Here is a 14,937-nt window from a genome sequence, read left to right on the forward strand (position 1 = left end):
TTTGTGATTCTCAGTCAAGGCGGCAGAGAGCGGAGGCGGAACCTATTGTGCGGCCGCTGCGCTCTCGCCGGCCGGATTGCGGCCATTGGGCAAGGTGATGACAAACCGCGTGCCGCCGGTGAAATCAGGATCAATGACAATGCTGCCGCCATGGCTTTCGGCGATCCTGCGGCACAGCGACAGGCCGATGCCTGAACCGGAATATTGCCGTTCATCCCGGTGCAGGCGCTGAAACACGCCGAAGACATGTTCCGCATATTTTGGATCGATGCCGATCCCGTTGTCTTCCACCGCAATGGATGTGTTTGACTGGCCGTTCGTCACCGCGACGCGGATTTCCGGCGCCGCGGCTTCATCGCGGTACTTCATCGAATTGGCGAACAGGTTCTGGAACAGCTGGATCAGGAGATTGAGGTCGGCATGGACCTCGGCATCGACATCGCCGCTGAGTCTGGCGCCGGTCTCGATGGCATTGATGGCCAGATTGTTCCATGCCGAGCCGATGGCTTCCGACAGTTTGAAAGTCTTCGGCTTGATCGCCTGGTAGGCCAGCTGCGAATATTCGAGAAGGCTGGAAATCATCTGTTCCATGGCCCTGCCGCGTTCGGAAATATGCGCGGAATATTCCGCCAGCTCGTCGGTCTTTCCGTCGGCCACATCTTCCGCCATCATCTCGGAAAACAACCGTATCTGCCGCAACGGCGCCTTCAGGTCGTGGGAGACGATCCCGGCAAATTGCTCCAGCGCATCGTTGCGTTTGGCCAGTTCGCGGGTCTGGCGGGCGATCCGTTCCTTGGCCTTGTAACTCTCGGTGATGTCGCGGCCGACCGAAACCAGCTCCACCGGCTCGCCGTCGCGGAACATCATCTGGTTGGTCCAGATGAACCAGTGCCGACGCCCCTTGTGGTCCCGCATCGCCCGCTCGTAGGAATCCATCGGCTTTTCCGGCGTCAGCGCCGAAAGATGCGACCATACATTCTGGCGTATTTCCTCGGGAATGAACTCGATGAACTTGCGGCCCACCATCTCCTCGGGCTTGAAGCCGACAAAGCCGGCATAATGCTCGTTGACATATCTCAGTGTCGTGTCGGGGGCCGAGCGGGTGATCATGTCGGGCAGGCTGCGGACCAGGGCTTCGAATTCGTGCCGCTTGCGCTGCATCTCCTGCTCGAGTTCCAGACGTTCGGTGATGTCCTCGCCGAAGGCCAGGATCACCGGAGACGGACCGGAATCCATCAGTTCCAGGCGAACCCGGCACATATAGGTGCTTCCGTCCTTGCGCTGATGCAGCCAGTCCGAATCGACGAACTTGGTCTGCCCCGCGAGCATCTGCGAGATCACATCCTCGAGTTCCTTTTCAGACAGCGACTTGTTGATGTCGCGCGCGCTCATCCGGCGCAGCTCTTCGGTACTGTATTGCAGATTGTCTCTGGCCGATTTGTTGACGCTGAGAAACGTGCCGCTGTTGACGTCGAACAGATAGACTTCCTGGCCGACGCCCTCGATGACCAGTCCCAACTGCTCGGCTTCAGACTTGATGCGGGTGAGCGCGCTCACATCGGTGCGGACCCCCACCCGGTAATTCTCCTCGGTGACGATTTCATCGATCTGCAGCCATTTGTCGGGCGCGATCTGCTGGATGAATTGAGATGCCGGTCGAAAATGTCGTTCCAGCCGAGCCTTGAGCCAGGCCTCTTGCGATTCTTCGGTGTCACCGGCTTCCGGGTATTGTCCGTGCTTGAGCCCGTACCGAACAATGGTTTCGAATGTCGCTCCCACCTGCATGGCGGGTGCGGCAAGCGGATAGAGCTCGCGATAGGCGTCATTGCACAGGATCAGGCGATCCTGCTCGTCGTAAACCACAAAGCCTTCCGGGATCGACGCCAGCGCTGTCTTGAGGATCTTTTCGGCCCGCAGCCGCTCTTCCTGCGCCGCCAGGATCTCGGTGAGGTCACGGATGATGCCCACCATGCCCACCGGCCGGCCATCTTCGGCAAGAACCTGGCTGAAGGACAATTCACCGGCAAAGATGCTGCCATCCTTGCGCCGGAAATTCACCCGCTGGTGCACCCGTCCGGACTCTTTCGTCAGCGGATACATTTCCTTGCCGACATTTTCGAAGTCCTCGGTGGAGGCGTAGAAATCGGAGGGATTCATCTGCAGGATTTCGTCGACCGTGTAGCCGAAGGTCTTCGCCGCAGCCGCATTGGCTGCAATTATCTTCCTGTTGCTGTCACCAATGATCACCGGATCCGCCAGGGAATCATACATCGCCCTCAGCAGGTTCTCTGTCGAGATCGCCATTCAGCTCACCAGCCCATCAAGCAATCGGTCAAATGCCTCACAGGAAGTCTTCGGCGCAATTTTCCGACAGCTGATCGCGGGTATATTCAGCGATGATGAATGAAATTGCCGTTCCGTCGATTTCATCCTTGCCGATCCGGAAATCCACACCGAATTCCTGAAAACGCTCGAAATAGCTGCCGCTGAGATCAGACGAGATAATGCCGATCGGACCGACATAGCCGACACCGCGCAATTGGGGCGCGGTTTCACGAAAATCATTGTTGGGAATCAGGCGGTTGTCGAGAAACACCATGTCGACGCCCCCGGCCTTGACGCAGTCGACCGCTTCGGCGATTCCGGCAACGTAATCGAGTTGAATCTCCGCGCCTTCAGCCCTTGCGAGCTTACGTTTCAGCAAGGTGTATTCTGCCGGATCGTCGTCGATCAGCAATATCCTGAGTTTCGGGCTTGTCTTCTCCGGAATCATCGGCGGCTTTCTCCCATTGAGTTAGCTGATCAGGCCGCTTCGCAATGCGGATGCTACCATCTGTGCACGGTTGACCACATGCAACTTTCGCATGACCGTGGCAATGTAGGAATTGATGGTGTGTTCGGACAGTCCGAGGATGATCGCGATCTCCACCGAAGTCTTGCCCTCGGATGTCCAGGACACGATCTGGATCTCCCGGTCGTTCAGTCCACTGACGGAATCGAGCGACAGGATCACTTCGTAATAGCGCTGGAAGATCAGGCTGGCGTCGAGCGCCATCAAGGCGAGTTTCTCGCTCTTCGGCTGCTCCATGCCCCCCAGCATCGCCAGTCCGTAGCGCTTGCCATTGGCCGTGTGCAGCGGAATGATGATTGCGGCTTCCGACCCGCTCAGTTCAGCCAGACCGGACGGATCCTGCCGCAGATCGAGCACGCTGGGCGCCGTCGAGCGCTTGAAATGCCCAATGACGGGATCGCAGCATTCCAGCGTCTTGCCGGCCAGCGACTTGCCGGCTGGTTTGTCGAACCAGGATTCGGGAAAATTGTGCAGGGCATGGCTGTGTTGAAGATTGACGGGCTGATCATCCACCGGGATTTCGGCGAGGCCGAAATATTCGCAACCGTATTTGCTGGCCACATATTTGAACAGTCTGAAAAAATCCATCCGGTTGACGGCAAGTTCCAGATCAGGACCAAGATGAATGGCGGCATCCAGCATCAACATATAGTCACTCTCGAATCAGCAGCAATTTGTAGACATAACACTTGATCGCACCGGATTTCCACCCGGCACAACATTTCAGCATCATTGCCGGCCAGTCGAAAACCGGCAATGATTACCAATAACATGGTATGATATATATCGGAGATGTTTTATCAGGCGTTTACGCAGACTGCGTTTGGCCCGAGAAAATGATGGCGACCCCTGCAGGATTCGAACCTGCGACCGTCGGCTTAGAAGGCCGGTGCTCTATCCAGCTGAGCTAAGGGGCCTGGCGCGCGCATCCGGTTTCGGAAATGCGCGGCAAAAAAGTCAGTGCGTCCAGGGTATGCGGCGGTCGTAGCGGAAATTGTCGGCATAGGCGATCTGGCGGCGCTTGCTTTCCTTGGGCTCGATGACCCGGAACGGAATGCCGTTGCGGACAGCATAGGCGACAGCCATCTCGCGGGTCTCGAAGGACATGCGGATCTGGCTGTTCATGTCGCCGCTAGAGGTGTAGCCCATCATCGGGTCGATCCAGCGCGGCGTTTCGGGTTCGAACTCCAGAACCCAATCCTGGGTCTTGGCCGTACCCGATTGCATGGCCGTCTTCGCAGGACGATAGATTTTTGCAGTCATGCCCCAGTTCCTTTCCCGCACAGGACCGCCTGACAGCGGTTTGCGGTGCCTCGATGTGGTGCGTCCAGACCGGTGGACACCAAAACAATGCCTGGTGACAACAGCCCCACCGTGTCGAGGTTTTCGCCACTCCTGTCCATTGCCTGACTAACATTGCCGCGCAATGGAACAGCCGGAGAGATGCCCGGATGGACCTTTCAAGTCAAGCGCCATTTTGGGTTCGGTTCGGCCCGTTCCGGCCGTTTCATGCAGAAGCCCCGCTGTTGCACCGGCGCGTTGTGAAGCAGGATCGGGTGCCTGCCTCGGGCACTGAATTCAAATATCAGGAGCTGACCGACAATGGCGTGATGTCTTCCCAGTCGCCGGCAGGCCAGGGAAAACCAAAACCGGCAATCCGTCAATCGGGTGGACAAAGGTCGCAAACCATCCAGTAATTCGGCAAAATCCGCCCTGCAATCTGCCGAGCCGCAAAGGTAATCTTCATTCAGACAGATGGAGGAAGCAGGCAGTGGTCGACTGGAACGATCTGGACGAAACCGAGCAGACTGCGCTGAAGCGGCTGAACCGGGGTCCCTGCCCCGCCCTGCCCCCGGCGTTGGCCGAGCGGCTGATTGCACTGGGCCTGGCCGAACGCCGGCCCCGGGGCGTCGGCATCAACCGAGCCGGACGCGAACTGGTGATCGGCGTGTTGCTGAACCAGCGCAGGGATTGAAGCGCCCGGCATGATCCGGCACTCGGGATTCTGAGCCGATCGGGTCGCAGCCCGGATCATGTCAGCCATACCAGATGGCCGTGATGGTCGCGCCGCTGCCCAATATGGAGGTGACCTCAAGAGAACCGCCGATGCTGATCATTCTCTCTTCCATGATCTGCAGCCCGAAATTGTCAGGCCCGGCAGTGTGGCGGGCAAAGCCGTCCCCGTCATCGCTGACCGTCAGCAGCGCCTGGTCTTGGGTGTTTTCGAAACGCACGGCGATCGAGCGGGCATTTGCATGTTTGGCCGCATTGACCAGGCTTTCCTGGGCAACCCGGTAGAAGGCAAGCAGCACTTCATTGGGCAAAAGCGCGCTGCCGTCGATCTCCAGCGACACCGAGACCGGATGATTTTGCTCGATGTTTGCCTTGATGTGCTGCAACAGCTGCCCGAAGCGCGGTCCCGAGAGTTGCTCCGGGCGCAGCTCCAGCAGCAATTGCCGCATTTCAACCAGCGCGTCCTTGTTCAGACGCCTGATCTCGCTTGCTGCCGCTTCCGCTTTTTCCGGATCAGCCTTCGACAGTTCTGGCAGGGTGTCGGCGATCAGGTTGGCGGCAAACAGCGTCTGGCTGACGGCGTCGTGCAACTCCTGCGACAGATGGTTGCGCTCTTCGAGCCGGGCATTCCGCGCCGCGATTTGCGTGGCCTCCCGGGTCCGCTCCGCCACCTCGCTTTCCAGCCCGTGAATGAGCTTGCTCTGGGCTTTAGCCATCTCGTTGAAGGATGTCGCCAGATAGCCGATTTCATCGCGATAGGTCGGCTCGATGGTGACGGCGAGCTTGCCGTCGAGGATCTGCCGGACGCCGTTGAGCAATTGTTGCAGCGGCCTATCCAGATTGGTGAAAAAGAACCTTGGAAAGACCAGCAGCACCAGCAGGCAGGACGCCAGGATGAAGAAGGCAACCGGCACGTAGATCCGGTTCAGATAGGTCAGGAAATCTATGTACCAGAGTTGCACGAGCCCCTGCTGCGGCAGCCCGGTGAACGGAAACCCGTTATCCATGTGCAAGGCGGCCACCTGCCGCCCCGGCAAGGACGGCACGATGCCTGTCATCATCGGAATTGTCTCGGGCCGGAACATGTCCGGAACCGGGTCATCTGGCATGTCTTCAAACGCCATCTCCAGCGCACCTTCCGGGTACAGAACCAGCTGGAAGCTGTAGCCCACATCCGGCTGGGAGGCGGAAACAAGCCGGTTCCAGGTGATGACGACACGATCGCTTTCGCGCTTGATGAAAAGCCCCGACCGGCCGGCAGCCGTCGTGCCGGTATCGGCTGGTGCTTCGGTCATCTCGGTGGTGACCAGAAAGATCGCCGGCTGGGGACCGAACCGGTGCTGGACATCACGCCACAGCGGCGGCGTGTCAAAGCCGACCATGCCGGTGAGATCCGGAAACAGCGCGGTATAGCTCCGGTCGTAAAACCGGAACGCGAATGGCAGCGATTGCGGCCGCGCCCGGTCTTCGATTTTCTCGCCGAATTCCGTATCGAACCGATAGGCGGCCCGGTAGACGCGATACCCGCCCGCTCCGGTGGGTTCGAAGCGCAGCGCGGTCCTGTCCGCCAGCGTGGTGGCGCTGGCATAGGCATCGACATAGACGCTGCCGATCGACCAGGAAATTCCCGACAGGATCAACAGGACCGTGGTGAGCGTGACGCCGACCAGCTTAACCCTGAAGGAGGATTGTTCGGGCACATAATTGATGAATGCGAGGGCGAAACCGGCGACCGAGAGCAGGAACAACCAGCATCCGACGAGCAAGGCTGTACCCCAGTCGAAAAACCCCATGCCTCTGAGCGACGAAATGATGCCGAGCGAGAACGGCATCAGAGAGACATAGAGAAAGGCCCGCGTTGCCGCAGCATCACGGTTCAGTCTTTTCGGCGGCCACAGGACGGCTTGCACTGTCTGCGCCAACGCGCCCGAGCCATCTCCGGCAGCCAAGGCACGGTACAGATGTCCGGCCAAAAATACCGGCGCGGCCATGAACCCGACCGCCACGGGCACGCCGAGCCACGCGTCGCGATATTCGACAATACCCGATGACAACAGCGAATGCCGGAACGCAGCGATGCCCAGTTCGACCCCGATCACGGCAGCATAGGCAAGGATCAGCAGATATTCCGGCAGTCTGCCGGCCGTCGGCGACCGCTGAAAATAGAATGCGAACAGCACGAATCCGGCCATGGATGTCGCACCGGCCGGGCTGACCCAGGGCAGGACATATGAGGCGACATCGGGATGCAGGGAGACAGAGAGGAATTGCAGGAGCATGCAGATGGCGGCCGCAAAAAAGGTGACAAACAGCAGTACGGCCAGCCGACGCTGTTCGGGCCACTCCCAGGTCGCCACAATCCGGAACAGGAAATAGCTGGCAAGGATGGAAACCAGAACCAGATCAACAAGGTAGGTAATCGACAGCGGGTTCAGGAACAGGGTGGGCATGACAGCTTTTCGCTTGGAGCGGCGAAAATGAGGGATAATCCCGGGCCACCTGCACAAACTTTATGAACTATGATGGCGTTGCGCAAGCATGAGCGAAGGGGCGCGTCGGCCCGTCGCCACCAGCCAGGAGAACCGCCGGATGCTCGCGGCATGGACCGGCACACGCCCGCATCCTCGGCGCTCAGAAATCGTCGGCGTCAATCAATCCGGTGCGGATCGCCAGGGCCACCGCTTCCGACCGGTTGGACACATCGAGCTTTTGCAGGATGGCGCTGACGTGATAGCGCGCTGTCGGCTGCGACATGCCCAGATAGCTTGCGATTTCGGGGTTGGTGAACCCCTTGGTCATCAGCGCCAGTACCTTGTGCTGCTGCTCGCCCATCTTCACCGAGGGTTCGCTCCTGTCGTGGATCTGCGGCACCGCCGGGATCACTTCGGATTGGGTGCCAAGCTCGGGCAGCGGTAGCGTCTCTCCCTTGTGGATCAGCCGGACCGAGTGGACCAGTTCGGTTGCAGAGACATCCTTGAGCAGATATCCATGCGCGCCGGCGGCCAGCATGTCGGCGGCGACATCCTTGCTGGCAAAGGTGCTCAACCCGATGATCCGGGTCGCCGGATGATGGCGGGCGATCAGCCGCGTGGCCTCGATGCCGCCGACGCCCTCCATCTTGACATCCATGATGACGACATCAGGCTTCAGCTTCTGGCACAGATACAGCGCCTCCTCGCCGTTTTCGGCTTCGGCGACAACGCTGAAGCCATCGACCGTATCCAGCACATGCAGCAGGCCCTTGCGCACCACCATATGGTCATCGACGAGCAGGATCCGGATGTCTTCACCGGGCGGCATTGTCAAACCACACCACGCTCACCAGTTTGGCGCCGGTCTCAAGCCCCGGCACCGCACCTGTCTCCTCCACGCCTTTGCGCATAATCTGCAACCCCATGTGCCTTGACGGCATCCTTGTCCCCCCAAAAAACCCTGGCCGCCATCGGTTGTCCGATACCCGGCCCGGGCCTGCAATCCATCAAAACGGATCGCAACTTCATCAGCATTGGCGTGTTTATCGATGGTTTTCAAGCATTTCGAAGCAATTCCGCAGAATAAGACCAATTTTGTCCGGAATCCTCGATCAAGCTTTTACGTCCTGTTGATCTGGCGGACCATCGCAAACCGAATGGACCATGCACCGGCCTAATCCGACCCATCGCTCCGGCGTGGCTGGCGGGCGTTATACCGATTGCGCGCAACGCACCTGACCGGACAATCAACAGATGCCATGGAAAAAATGGACAGATCCGGCGTTTTTTTGCGGTTCGAAGGCCGACAGGGGCAGCGACCCAGGGTCAAGTTTCCATCCGCCAGCGGTGTTGCCGCTATCGGCGTAGTGCAACCGGACGCACCAGTTTTACTGCCGAGTCGCCAGCATCATCCCGTCAAGGCGCAGATTTGCAACTGTACAACCGTACAGTTTGCCCTAGCGGGACGTTCAGTTCCGATCCCGCAGGAATCAGAACCTCATGAACAGGTCTGCTTACTTGATCGCGTATGGCAGCAGTGATCGGTATGTAGGGGGGATACATATGTTCAAGACAATTTCCGAAAATTTGCGCCTGGCACGCAAACCGGGACAGGCTGCCGTGGTGGCCGCGGGACCCGCAACCGTCGGCGATCCGAAAGTCGCCCAGCAAGTTGCCGAGTTCGAGGAGGCGCTTGGCGCGATCGTCAGGGTGCCGGAACTGTTCGGCAAACTTGTTCCCAATGTCGCCAGTCTCAACACCAGACTGAAGGAGTCCCGAGAGCGCTATTTCCTCTTCGAGGAGCTCTATAAGGAAGAGCAGAACAAGAACAATATCCGCAATTCCGAATACTCCACCCTCAAGGCCGATTTCGAGCGGCTCGACTACAGTTTCCAGCGCGAAAAATCGGCCCATTCCGCCCTGCGGCAAAAATCCATCGAGCAGGAAAGCGCGCTGTCCGAGCTGCACCTCACCAATGCCGATCTCAATTCCCGGCTGGGCCGTCTCGAGCCGATGGTTCGGGAGCTGAAAATCACCAAGGACACCCTTCTGGCGCAACTGGAAAAGCACCAGGAGCAGAAGGAGATTGCGGACAAGACCGCCTCTGAATACAAAAGCGAACAGACCAGGCTCAAGGAGCAACTGGCCAAGCTGCTGGAGGTCAACAACAACCTGGCCTCCGGCAAGCAAAATCTCTCCGACCGGGTCAACGAGACCACCAAGGACCTCTCGGCGCGGGACGCCACCATCGCCGGACTTCGTGAGCAGATTGCCGCGCTGACGGCAAAGCTGAAACGCGAGACCAGTGTTTCCAATTCGCTTCGCACCGACAATGAACAGCTGATCAAGGACCGTGAAGACGCCAAGGCGCAGAACGAGAGCCAGCTAGAGGCCGCCCGCGGGCGTTACCGGGTCATCGAGCGGCTGCTGGAGGAATCGCGGGTCCGCTATCAGTCTGAATCGCAGATGCTCAACGCCATTCGACGCGAGAAGAACCAGCGCGACTATGACATCGTGCAACTGGGCGCGACCATCACCGCGGCCAAGGAAGATGTCGCCGATCTTCGCCGGCAATTGATGTCCAGTGCCGAGATGAGCAGCGAACTCCGCACCAGGCTGACAAGCGAGGTGGAAAAACGCCGCAGGATCGAAATCCAGCTCGAAGTTGCCAATGAGGAAAACGGCAAGCTCGACCAGGCCAGCAAATCCTCGACCGCATTGTTGGAAAATGATCGCCTGGAATTCGAGACCGTGATCGCTGAATTGCGCGGTTCCATCGAGACCCTGACCGACGAGAACGAGCGGATGCGTTCCGAGCTGACCGACTATCGATTCACCCACCGCGACGCCGACCAGGCCGCTGAAACGACGCCGGAGTCCGGCGGCACGGTTGTGAGCATCACCCGCACCTGATCTGTTTCGACGGGTGATAGCCGCACGTCCTGCCGCGTTCCTCCCTGACCCCGCCTGACCTATTATGGCGGGTGGGGCCGCCACTTTCCCCTGCCATCAGACACCGGACCGTCACGAAATGCCTGCCAGAGCGATACCCGTCGCGGCGCTTTGGATCCACACTCCCAAACCAGCGACAAAATTGTTTCGAAACATTTAGAATCTTTCGAAAACATATTGCTTTGTAAAAAAACTGAACTATGCTTTGTCAGTGGGAACTGAAACCGGCGTGGATATCGGCTATGAGTATGCAGCCTGACATGGATGATATGGTCTATGCGCAGCTCCGCGCCGGGCTGATTTCCGGCCGTTGGGTCTCGGGCGAAAAGCTCAAGCCGCAGCATCTCAAGGAACCTTTGGGCTGCACCACGGCCGCGGTGCGCGAAGCGCTGTTGCGGCTGTCGGGCGAAGGTTTTGTCACCGCCGTCAAGCATCAGGGTTTCAGCGTCGTCGAGCACAATGAGCAGACATTCCGCGAGGCGGCCCATCTGCGGCTCATCCTGGAATGCGAAGCGGCGGAACTTGCCGTCAGCCGCGGTGATTTCGACTGGGAAATGCGGCTCAACTCCGCCTATCATCAGCTCCGCTACCTTGAACAGCAGATGGCCGGTTCCGATGACCTGACGCCCTTTCTCGAACGCTGGTCGCAGCAGGATTCGGATTTTCACAGGATCCTGCTCGAGGCCTGCGGCTCGTCGCTGCTGATGCAGAACTACCGCACCGTCTATGACACCTTCCGCATGTATGCGGTGTCGCAGATCGGCCGTTTCGGCTTCGACAGTGAAACCAATCTCGAAGAACATGCCGCGATCTACAATGCCGCCATCAGCCGCGATGCCCCGGCGCTGGTCGCGGCCTTGAAAGCACATCTGACACTTTACGCAGACGGCAACCGCAACGCCGAACCGATCCAATCATCCAAGATCGAGCGTCTTGCTCGTTTCAGGCAGGATTCAGTCGATGACTGACTTCTAGGGCCCAGCGGCGGCAGCAGATTTTCTGGCGCCAGACACCATCACACCAAATCAGTGCTGATCAGAACGCCGGTTTTGCGACCGCGCTCTCCAGTCATAACCCAATGGGAGGAAACCAGATGACACAGCGTGTGCGAGTTTGTTCGACCAAGGATGTCGAAGAGGAAGATGTCTATCGCTTCGACCATGCGGATCGAACCTTTGCGATCTATCACGGCCCGGACGGGTCGTTTTACGCCACTGACGGCTATTGCACCCATGAGAAGGCGCATCTGGCGGAAGGCATCGTCGACGAGTTCGAAATCGAATGCCCGCTCCATTTCGGCGCGTTCGATTACCGCACCGGCGACCCCACCGTCGCCCCGGTCTGCATTGCGCTCAAGACCTATCCGGTCGAGGTCGCAGACAGCGACGTGTTCATCCTGATCTGACGCCCGAGCCTTAAACCGGGATCAACGGCAAGGCCCGCCAGTCATCCCGGCGGGCCTTGCTGTATGCACTCACAATGGTCGTCTTTGCCGGGATGCTGCCTAGCCCATACGGTCGGATGCATAGCCGCCGGGGCTGGCCGGGAACACCACGGTCTTGTTGCCGTTCAAAAACACCCGGTGGTGAATATGAGCGTGGATGGCGCGCGCAAAGACTTGCGCCTCGACATCGCGCCCGAGCGCAACATAGTCGGCGGCACTTTGCGCATGGGTGACGCGGATGATGTCCTGTTCGATGATCGGACCCTCGTCGAGATCGGCGGTGACATAATGGGCGGTGGCGCCGATCAGCTTCACGCCGCGCACATAGGCCTGTTTGTAGGGATTGGCGCCCTTGAAGCCGGGCAGGAAGGAATGGTGGATATTGATGATCCGGCCCGACATTTTCCGGCACATCTCGTCACTCAGGATCTGCATGTAGCGGGCCAGCACGATCAGTTCCGCCTCGGTGTCGCTGACCACTTTGAGGATCTGCGCCTCGGCCTGCGGCTTGTTCTCCGGCGTCACATTGATGTGGTGAAACGGGATACCGTGGCTTTCGACCACGCCTTGGTAGTCGGTGTGGTTGGAGATGACCGCGACGATCTCGATCGGCAACGCGCCGATGCGGTACCGGTACAAGATGTCGTTCAGGCAATGGCCGAAGCGTGAGACCATGATGATGATCTTCATCTTCGCCGCCTCGTCGTGAAACGCCCAGCTCATTCCGAATCTGGCTACGATCTCTGAGAACTGGGTTTCCAGGGACGCAACATCGGTGCCCTCGGGAGCGGTGAAGCTGATCCGGATGAAGAATTTTCCGGTGTTGGTGTCATCGAACTGGGCGCTGTCGGTGATGTTGCAGCCATTCGAGGCCAGAAAGGTCGAAATCGCGGCGACGATTCCGATCCGGGAGACACAGGAGACAGTGAGGGCGAGTTTGATCATTTCGGGTTTTCCTGATTGGGCTTGCCTGACGAGAGGAGCCGCCCCGGCAAACAGGGCGAGCTTTTTGCGATGGGATGATGATTGCGGCCCGGCAGCGGGTCGCGGGGCGTGAAGCGGGTTCGACAGCCGCGCAGACGGGAGCGTCAGGCGATCCGCATCTGCCAAACGTTGAAGCCGGCGTTGCGGTGGAAGCACCAAACCGCAACGCCGTCTCCAGAGGCGTCGTTCAGCCGATTTTTGCGAGTTCGTTCAGCAAGATGTCGAGCTCTTCAGGCTTCATGCCGGTGGTTTCGAACTTCGCCGGAAAGCTGCCTTCCAGCGACGCAGCCTTGAAGGCGTTGAGCGCATCGATGCGTGCGGCGTGCACGGCGTCATGCATGTCGGCCAGGGCGCCGAAAGCCCGGGCATGACGCGGTGCGCTGCGGGTCTCGCCACACAGGTCATTCATGAACAGGAACGAGACGTCGCCGCCGCTTCCCGAGCCGAGCGACACGCAGATCAGGCTGGTGCGCTTAGCGATCTCGGCCATGGCCGGAGCCGCAATGACTTCCGATTCGGCGGAAAACGCACCCGCATCCTCCAGGCGCTTGTAATCGCGGTACAACTCGAGGCTTTCGGCCGCAGTCTTGCCTACCGCCCGCAGGCCGCCAATTGCGACGCTCTTGCGCGGCACGAGACCCAGATGCCCCATGACCGGGATGCCTTCGCGCGCGAGTTTTTCGACAACCTTGAAGCTGCGCGGCGTGATGATGGCATCAATGCCCAGATGCAGCAGCCGGAAGGATTCGCGCAGGATGTCCTTGTAGGTGGGGAACTCCGTCATCTTCACCGCAGCGGTGCAGAAGGTGGTGGCATTCGCCGCACGCACGATATGGGCGTTGGCGGCGTCACACACCATCATGTCGATGCCGGCTGCCTCGACGGCCCGGGCTTCCTCGGCGGTGTTGGCGGTCGTCTGGATCAGTTTCCGGCCGGCGGCCTTGGCCTCGCGCATGCAGGCAATCGTCACCGTGCGCTGCGCGGGCTGGGCCGCGAACGTGTAGATATTCTTCAATGGTCTGATCCTTCAGCCGCGGCCGATATAGGGCATCTTGGTGGCCATGACGGTCATGAACTGGACATTGGCCGACAGCGGCAGGCTCGCCATGTGCAGAAGCGAATCCGCGACATGCTGAACATCCATCACCGGCTCGGGCTTGATCGAGAGATCGGCCTGCGGCACCCCGCCTCCCATTTTCGCGGTCATCTCCGAGGCGGCATTGCCGATGTCGATCTGGCCGCAGGCAATGTCATAGGGCCGGCCGTCAAGCGAAATGGTCCGTGTCAAGCCGGTGATGGCATGTTTGGAAGAGGTGTAGGGCGTCGAGCCGGGACGTGGAACGGAGGCCGAAATCGAGCCATTGTTGATGATGCGGCCACCCTTCGGATCCTGCTTGCGCATCAGGTTGAAGGCGCCACGGGCGGCCAGAAACGCGCCATACAGATTGACATTGATCACCTTGAGGAAATCCTCGGGCGGGATATCGCCGATGGGGGCCGCGGCCACGTTGTTGCCGGCATTGTTGAACAGCACATCCAGCCGTCCGTGATCGGCCTCGACCTTCTGGTAGAGCCGGTCAACATCTTCGGGGCTGGTGATGTCGCAGGCAATGGCAGAGCCGCCCGACATCAGGCCGACGGTCTCTTCCAGCGCGTCAAGGCGCCGCCCGGTGACAATCACGTGGTAGCCGTTCTGCGACAGCGTGATTGCGCAGGCGCGTCCGATTCCGGAGCCACCGCCGGTGACCAATGCAATTTTCGTCATCTTTTTCTCTCCCAAATAGATAGTTGTTTCAGTGTTTTGGTTGATTTGTCTGAGGTAAAATATTACCCGAGCGAAACAGGTTCATGCGACGGTCGATCGCCGCAGATCTGCCGGCAGGATCGCGGTTGAGTGCCCCATTGTAAATATCGCGAGGCGCGCGTGGAGCTTTTCCGGCCATAACCGGTTCGGGAAATCTCAGCCACGGCAGCAATCGGAAGCCGACGAGCCTTTGCCCGGATCGAACCACGGCGGAGGGCTTTGCTGGGTAGTAAGGTCTGGTTCGTCATGTCCGGCGAAGCTCTTGAGCTGGTTTGACGCGACCTTACCGCAAAATGTATCGAACACAAGAATTTTCGATTTAATTCCACATATTCGATTAATAGACAAAGTTTCGAAAGTTATTGACTCGGTTTTGCGAACCGCTATTTTGGCGCCAGCAGAATCCCCAACCTCAGGA

The 14,937-nt window shown here is 59.1% G+C and carries 13 protein-coding genes and 1 tRNA gene; 4 read left to right on the forward strand and 10 right to left on the reverse strand.

Translation table 11 applies throughout. The features are described 5' to 3' along the window. Positions 1-42: 42 nt before the first annotated feature. The 5 genes from OEG82_RS13965 to OEG82_RS13985 all read right to left on the reverse strand — a co-directional run bounded on the left by OEG82_RS13965 (position 43) and on the right by OEG82_RS13985 (position 4,114). Positions 43-2,304 carry a PAS domain S-box protein gene (locus OEG82_RS13965; RefSeq protein ID WP_267613019.1) on the reverse strand — a complete coding sequence of 754 codons (2,262 nt, stop codon included), beginning with the start codon at positions 2,302-2,304 and terminating at the stop codon, positions 43-45. A gap of 37 nt (positions 2,305-2,341) precedes the next feature. Continuing rightward, positions 2,342-2,773, reverse strand: a complete 432-nt coding sequence (locus tag OEG82_RS13970) for a response regulator (RefSeq protein WP_267613020.1) — start codon at positions 2,771-2,773, stop codon at positions 2,342-2,344. 21 nt (positions 2,774-2,794) lie between these two features. After that, positions 2,795-3,499: a helix-turn-helix transcriptional regulator gene (locus OEG82_RS13975; protein WP_267613021.1), complete on the reverse strand. Its 705-nt coding sequence runs from the start codon at positions 3,497-3,499 to the stop codon at positions 2,795-2,797. A gap of 192 nt (positions 3,500-3,691) precedes the next feature. Then, positions 3,692-3,768 (reverse strand) — tRNA-Arg (locus OEG82_RS13980). A gap of 40 nt (positions 3,769-3,808) precedes the next feature. After that, complete coding sequence (locus OEG82_RS13985) at positions 3,809-4,114, reverse strand: ETC complex I subunit (protein WP_267613022.1); 306 nt, start codon at positions 4,112-4,114, stop codon at positions 3,809-3,811. A gap of 508 nt (positions 4,115-4,622) precedes the next feature. On the opposite strand from OEG82_RS13985, the gene OEG82_RS13990 reads away from it, so the two are divergent. Continuing rightward, positions 4,623-4,826: a hypothetical protein gene (locus OEG82_RS13990; RefSeq protein ID WP_267613023.1), complete on the forward strand. Its 204-nt coding sequence runs from the start codon at positions 4,623-4,625 to the stop codon at positions 4,824-4,826. A 61-nt stretch (positions 4,827-4,887) separates the two neighbouring features. Here OEG82_RS13990 and OEG82_RS13995 read toward each other — a convergent pair whose 3' ends face one another. Continuing rightward, complete coding sequence (locus OEG82_RS13995) at positions 4,888-7,314, reverse strand: HAMP domain-containing sensor histidine kinase (protein ID WP_267613024.1); 2,427 nt, start codon at positions 7,312-7,314, stop codon at positions 4,888-4,890. A gap of 181 nt (positions 7,315-7,495) precedes the next feature. Next, positions 7,496-8,164 carry a response regulator gene (locus tag OEG82_RS14000; protein ID WP_267613025.1) on the reverse strand — a complete coding sequence of 223 codons (669 nt, stop codon included), beginning with the start codon at positions 8,162-8,164 and terminating at the stop codon, positions 7,496-7,498. A 734-nt stretch (positions 8,165-8,898) separates the two neighbouring features. Between OEG82_RS14000 and OEG82_RS14005 the strand changes: the two genes are divergently transcribed. The 3 genes from OEG82_RS14005 to OEG82_RS14015 all read left to right on the forward strand — a co-directional run bounded on the left by OEG82_RS14005 (position 8,899) and on the right by OEG82_RS14015 (position 11,692). After that, positions 8,899-10,248, forward strand: coding sequence for a coiled-coil domain-containing protein (locus OEG82_RS14005; protein ID WP_267613026.1), 1,350 nt, complete (start codon positions 8,899-8,901; stop codon positions 10,246-10,248). Positions 10,249-10,529: 281 nt separating this feature from the next. Next, on the forward strand, positions 10,530-11,255 hold the full coding sequence (locus OEG82_RS14010; RefSeq protein ID WP_267613027.1) for a GntR family transcriptional regulator: 726 nt from the start codon (positions 10,530-10,532) through the stop codon (positions 11,253-11,255). 125 nt (positions 11,256-11,380) lie between these two features. Next, positions 11,381-11,692: a MocE family 2Fe-2S type ferredoxin gene (locus tag OEG82_RS14015; protein WP_267613028.1), complete on the forward strand. Its 312-nt coding sequence runs from the start codon at positions 11,381-11,383 to the stop codon at positions 11,690-11,692. Positions 11,693-11,791: 99 nt separating this feature from the next. Here the strand turns inward: OEG82_RS14015 and purU are convergent, their stop codons facing one another. The 3 genes from purU to OEG82_RS14030 form a co-directional block, all read right to left on the reverse strand. Further along, positions 11,792-12,676 (reverse strand): formyltetrahydrofolate deformylase, encoded by an 885-nt coding sequence (gene purU, locus OEG82_RS14020; protein ID WP_267613029.1) that lies wholly within the window; start codon positions 12,674-12,676, stop codon positions 11,792-11,794. A 226-nt stretch (positions 12,677-12,902) separates the two neighbouring features. Continuing rightward, positions 12,903-13,730, reverse strand: a complete 828-nt coding sequence (locus tag OEG82_RS14025; protein WP_267613030.1) for a 3-methyl-2-oxobutanoate hydroxymethyltransferase — start codon at positions 13,728-13,730, stop codon at positions 12,903-12,905. A 12-nt stretch (positions 13,731-13,742) separates the two neighbouring features. Further along, complete coding sequence (locus OEG82_RS14030) at positions 13,743-14,480, reverse strand: SDR family oxidoreductase (protein ID WP_267613031.1); 738 nt, start codon at positions 14,478-14,480, stop codon at positions 13,743-13,745. Between the last annotated feature and the right edge of the window lie 457 nt (positions 14,481-14,937).

The sequence above is a fragment of the Hoeflea ulvae genome, assembly GCF_026619435.1.
Taxonomy (GTDB): Bacteria; Pseudomonadota; Alphaproteobacteria; order Rhizobiales; family Rhizobiaceae; genus Hoeflea; species Hoeflea ulvae.

What these genes read in the sequence shown, in the direction of transcription:
- OEG82_RS13965 (WP_267613019.1), bottom strand. Translation starts at nt 2,304, where the DNA reads ATGGCGATCTCGACAGAGAACCTGCTGAGGGCGATGTATGATTCCCTG.
- OEG82_RS13970 (WP_267613020.1), bottom strand. Translation starts at nt 2,773, where the DNA reads ATGATTCCGGAGAAGACAAGCCCGAAACTCAGGATATTGCTGATCGAC.
- OEG82_RS13975 (WP_267613021.1), bottom strand. Translation starts at nt 3,499, where the DNA reads ATGTTGATGCTGGATGCCGCCATTCATCTTGGTCCTGATCTGGAACTT.
- OEG82_RS13985 (WP_267613022.1), bottom strand. Translation starts at nt 4,114, where the DNA reads ATGACTGCAAAAATCTATCGTCCTGCGAAGACGGCCATGCAATCGGGT.
- OEG82_RS13995 (WP_267613024.1), bottom strand. Translation starts at nt 7,314, where the DNA reads ATGCCCACCCTGTTCCTGAACCCGCTGTCGATTACCTACCTTGTTGAT.
- OEG82_RS14000 (WP_267613025.1), bottom strand. Translation starts at nt 8,164, where the DNA reads ATGCCGCCCGGTGAAGACATCCGGATCCTGCTCGTCGATGACCATATG.
- OEG82_RS14005 (WP_267613026.1), top strand. Translation starts at nt 8,899, where the DNA reads ATGTTCAAGACAATTTCCGAAAATTTGCGCCTGGCACGCAAACCGGGA.
- OEG82_RS14010 (WP_267613027.1), top strand. Translation starts at nt 10,530, where the DNA reads ATGAGTATGCAGCCTGACATGGATGATATGGTCTATGCGCAGCTCCGC.
- OEG82_RS14015 (WP_267613028.1), top strand. Translation starts at nt 11,381, where the DNA reads ATGACACAGCGTGTGCGAGTTTGTTCGACCAAGGATGTCGAAGAGGAA.
- purU (WP_267613029.1), bottom strand. Translation starts at nt 12,676, where the DNA reads ATGATCAAACTCGCCCTCACTGTCTCCTGTGTCTCCCGGATCGGAATC.
- OEG82_RS14030 (WP_267613031.1), bottom strand. Translation starts at nt 14,480, where the DNA reads ATGACGAAAATTGCATTGGTCACCGGCGGTGGCTCCGGAATCGGACGC.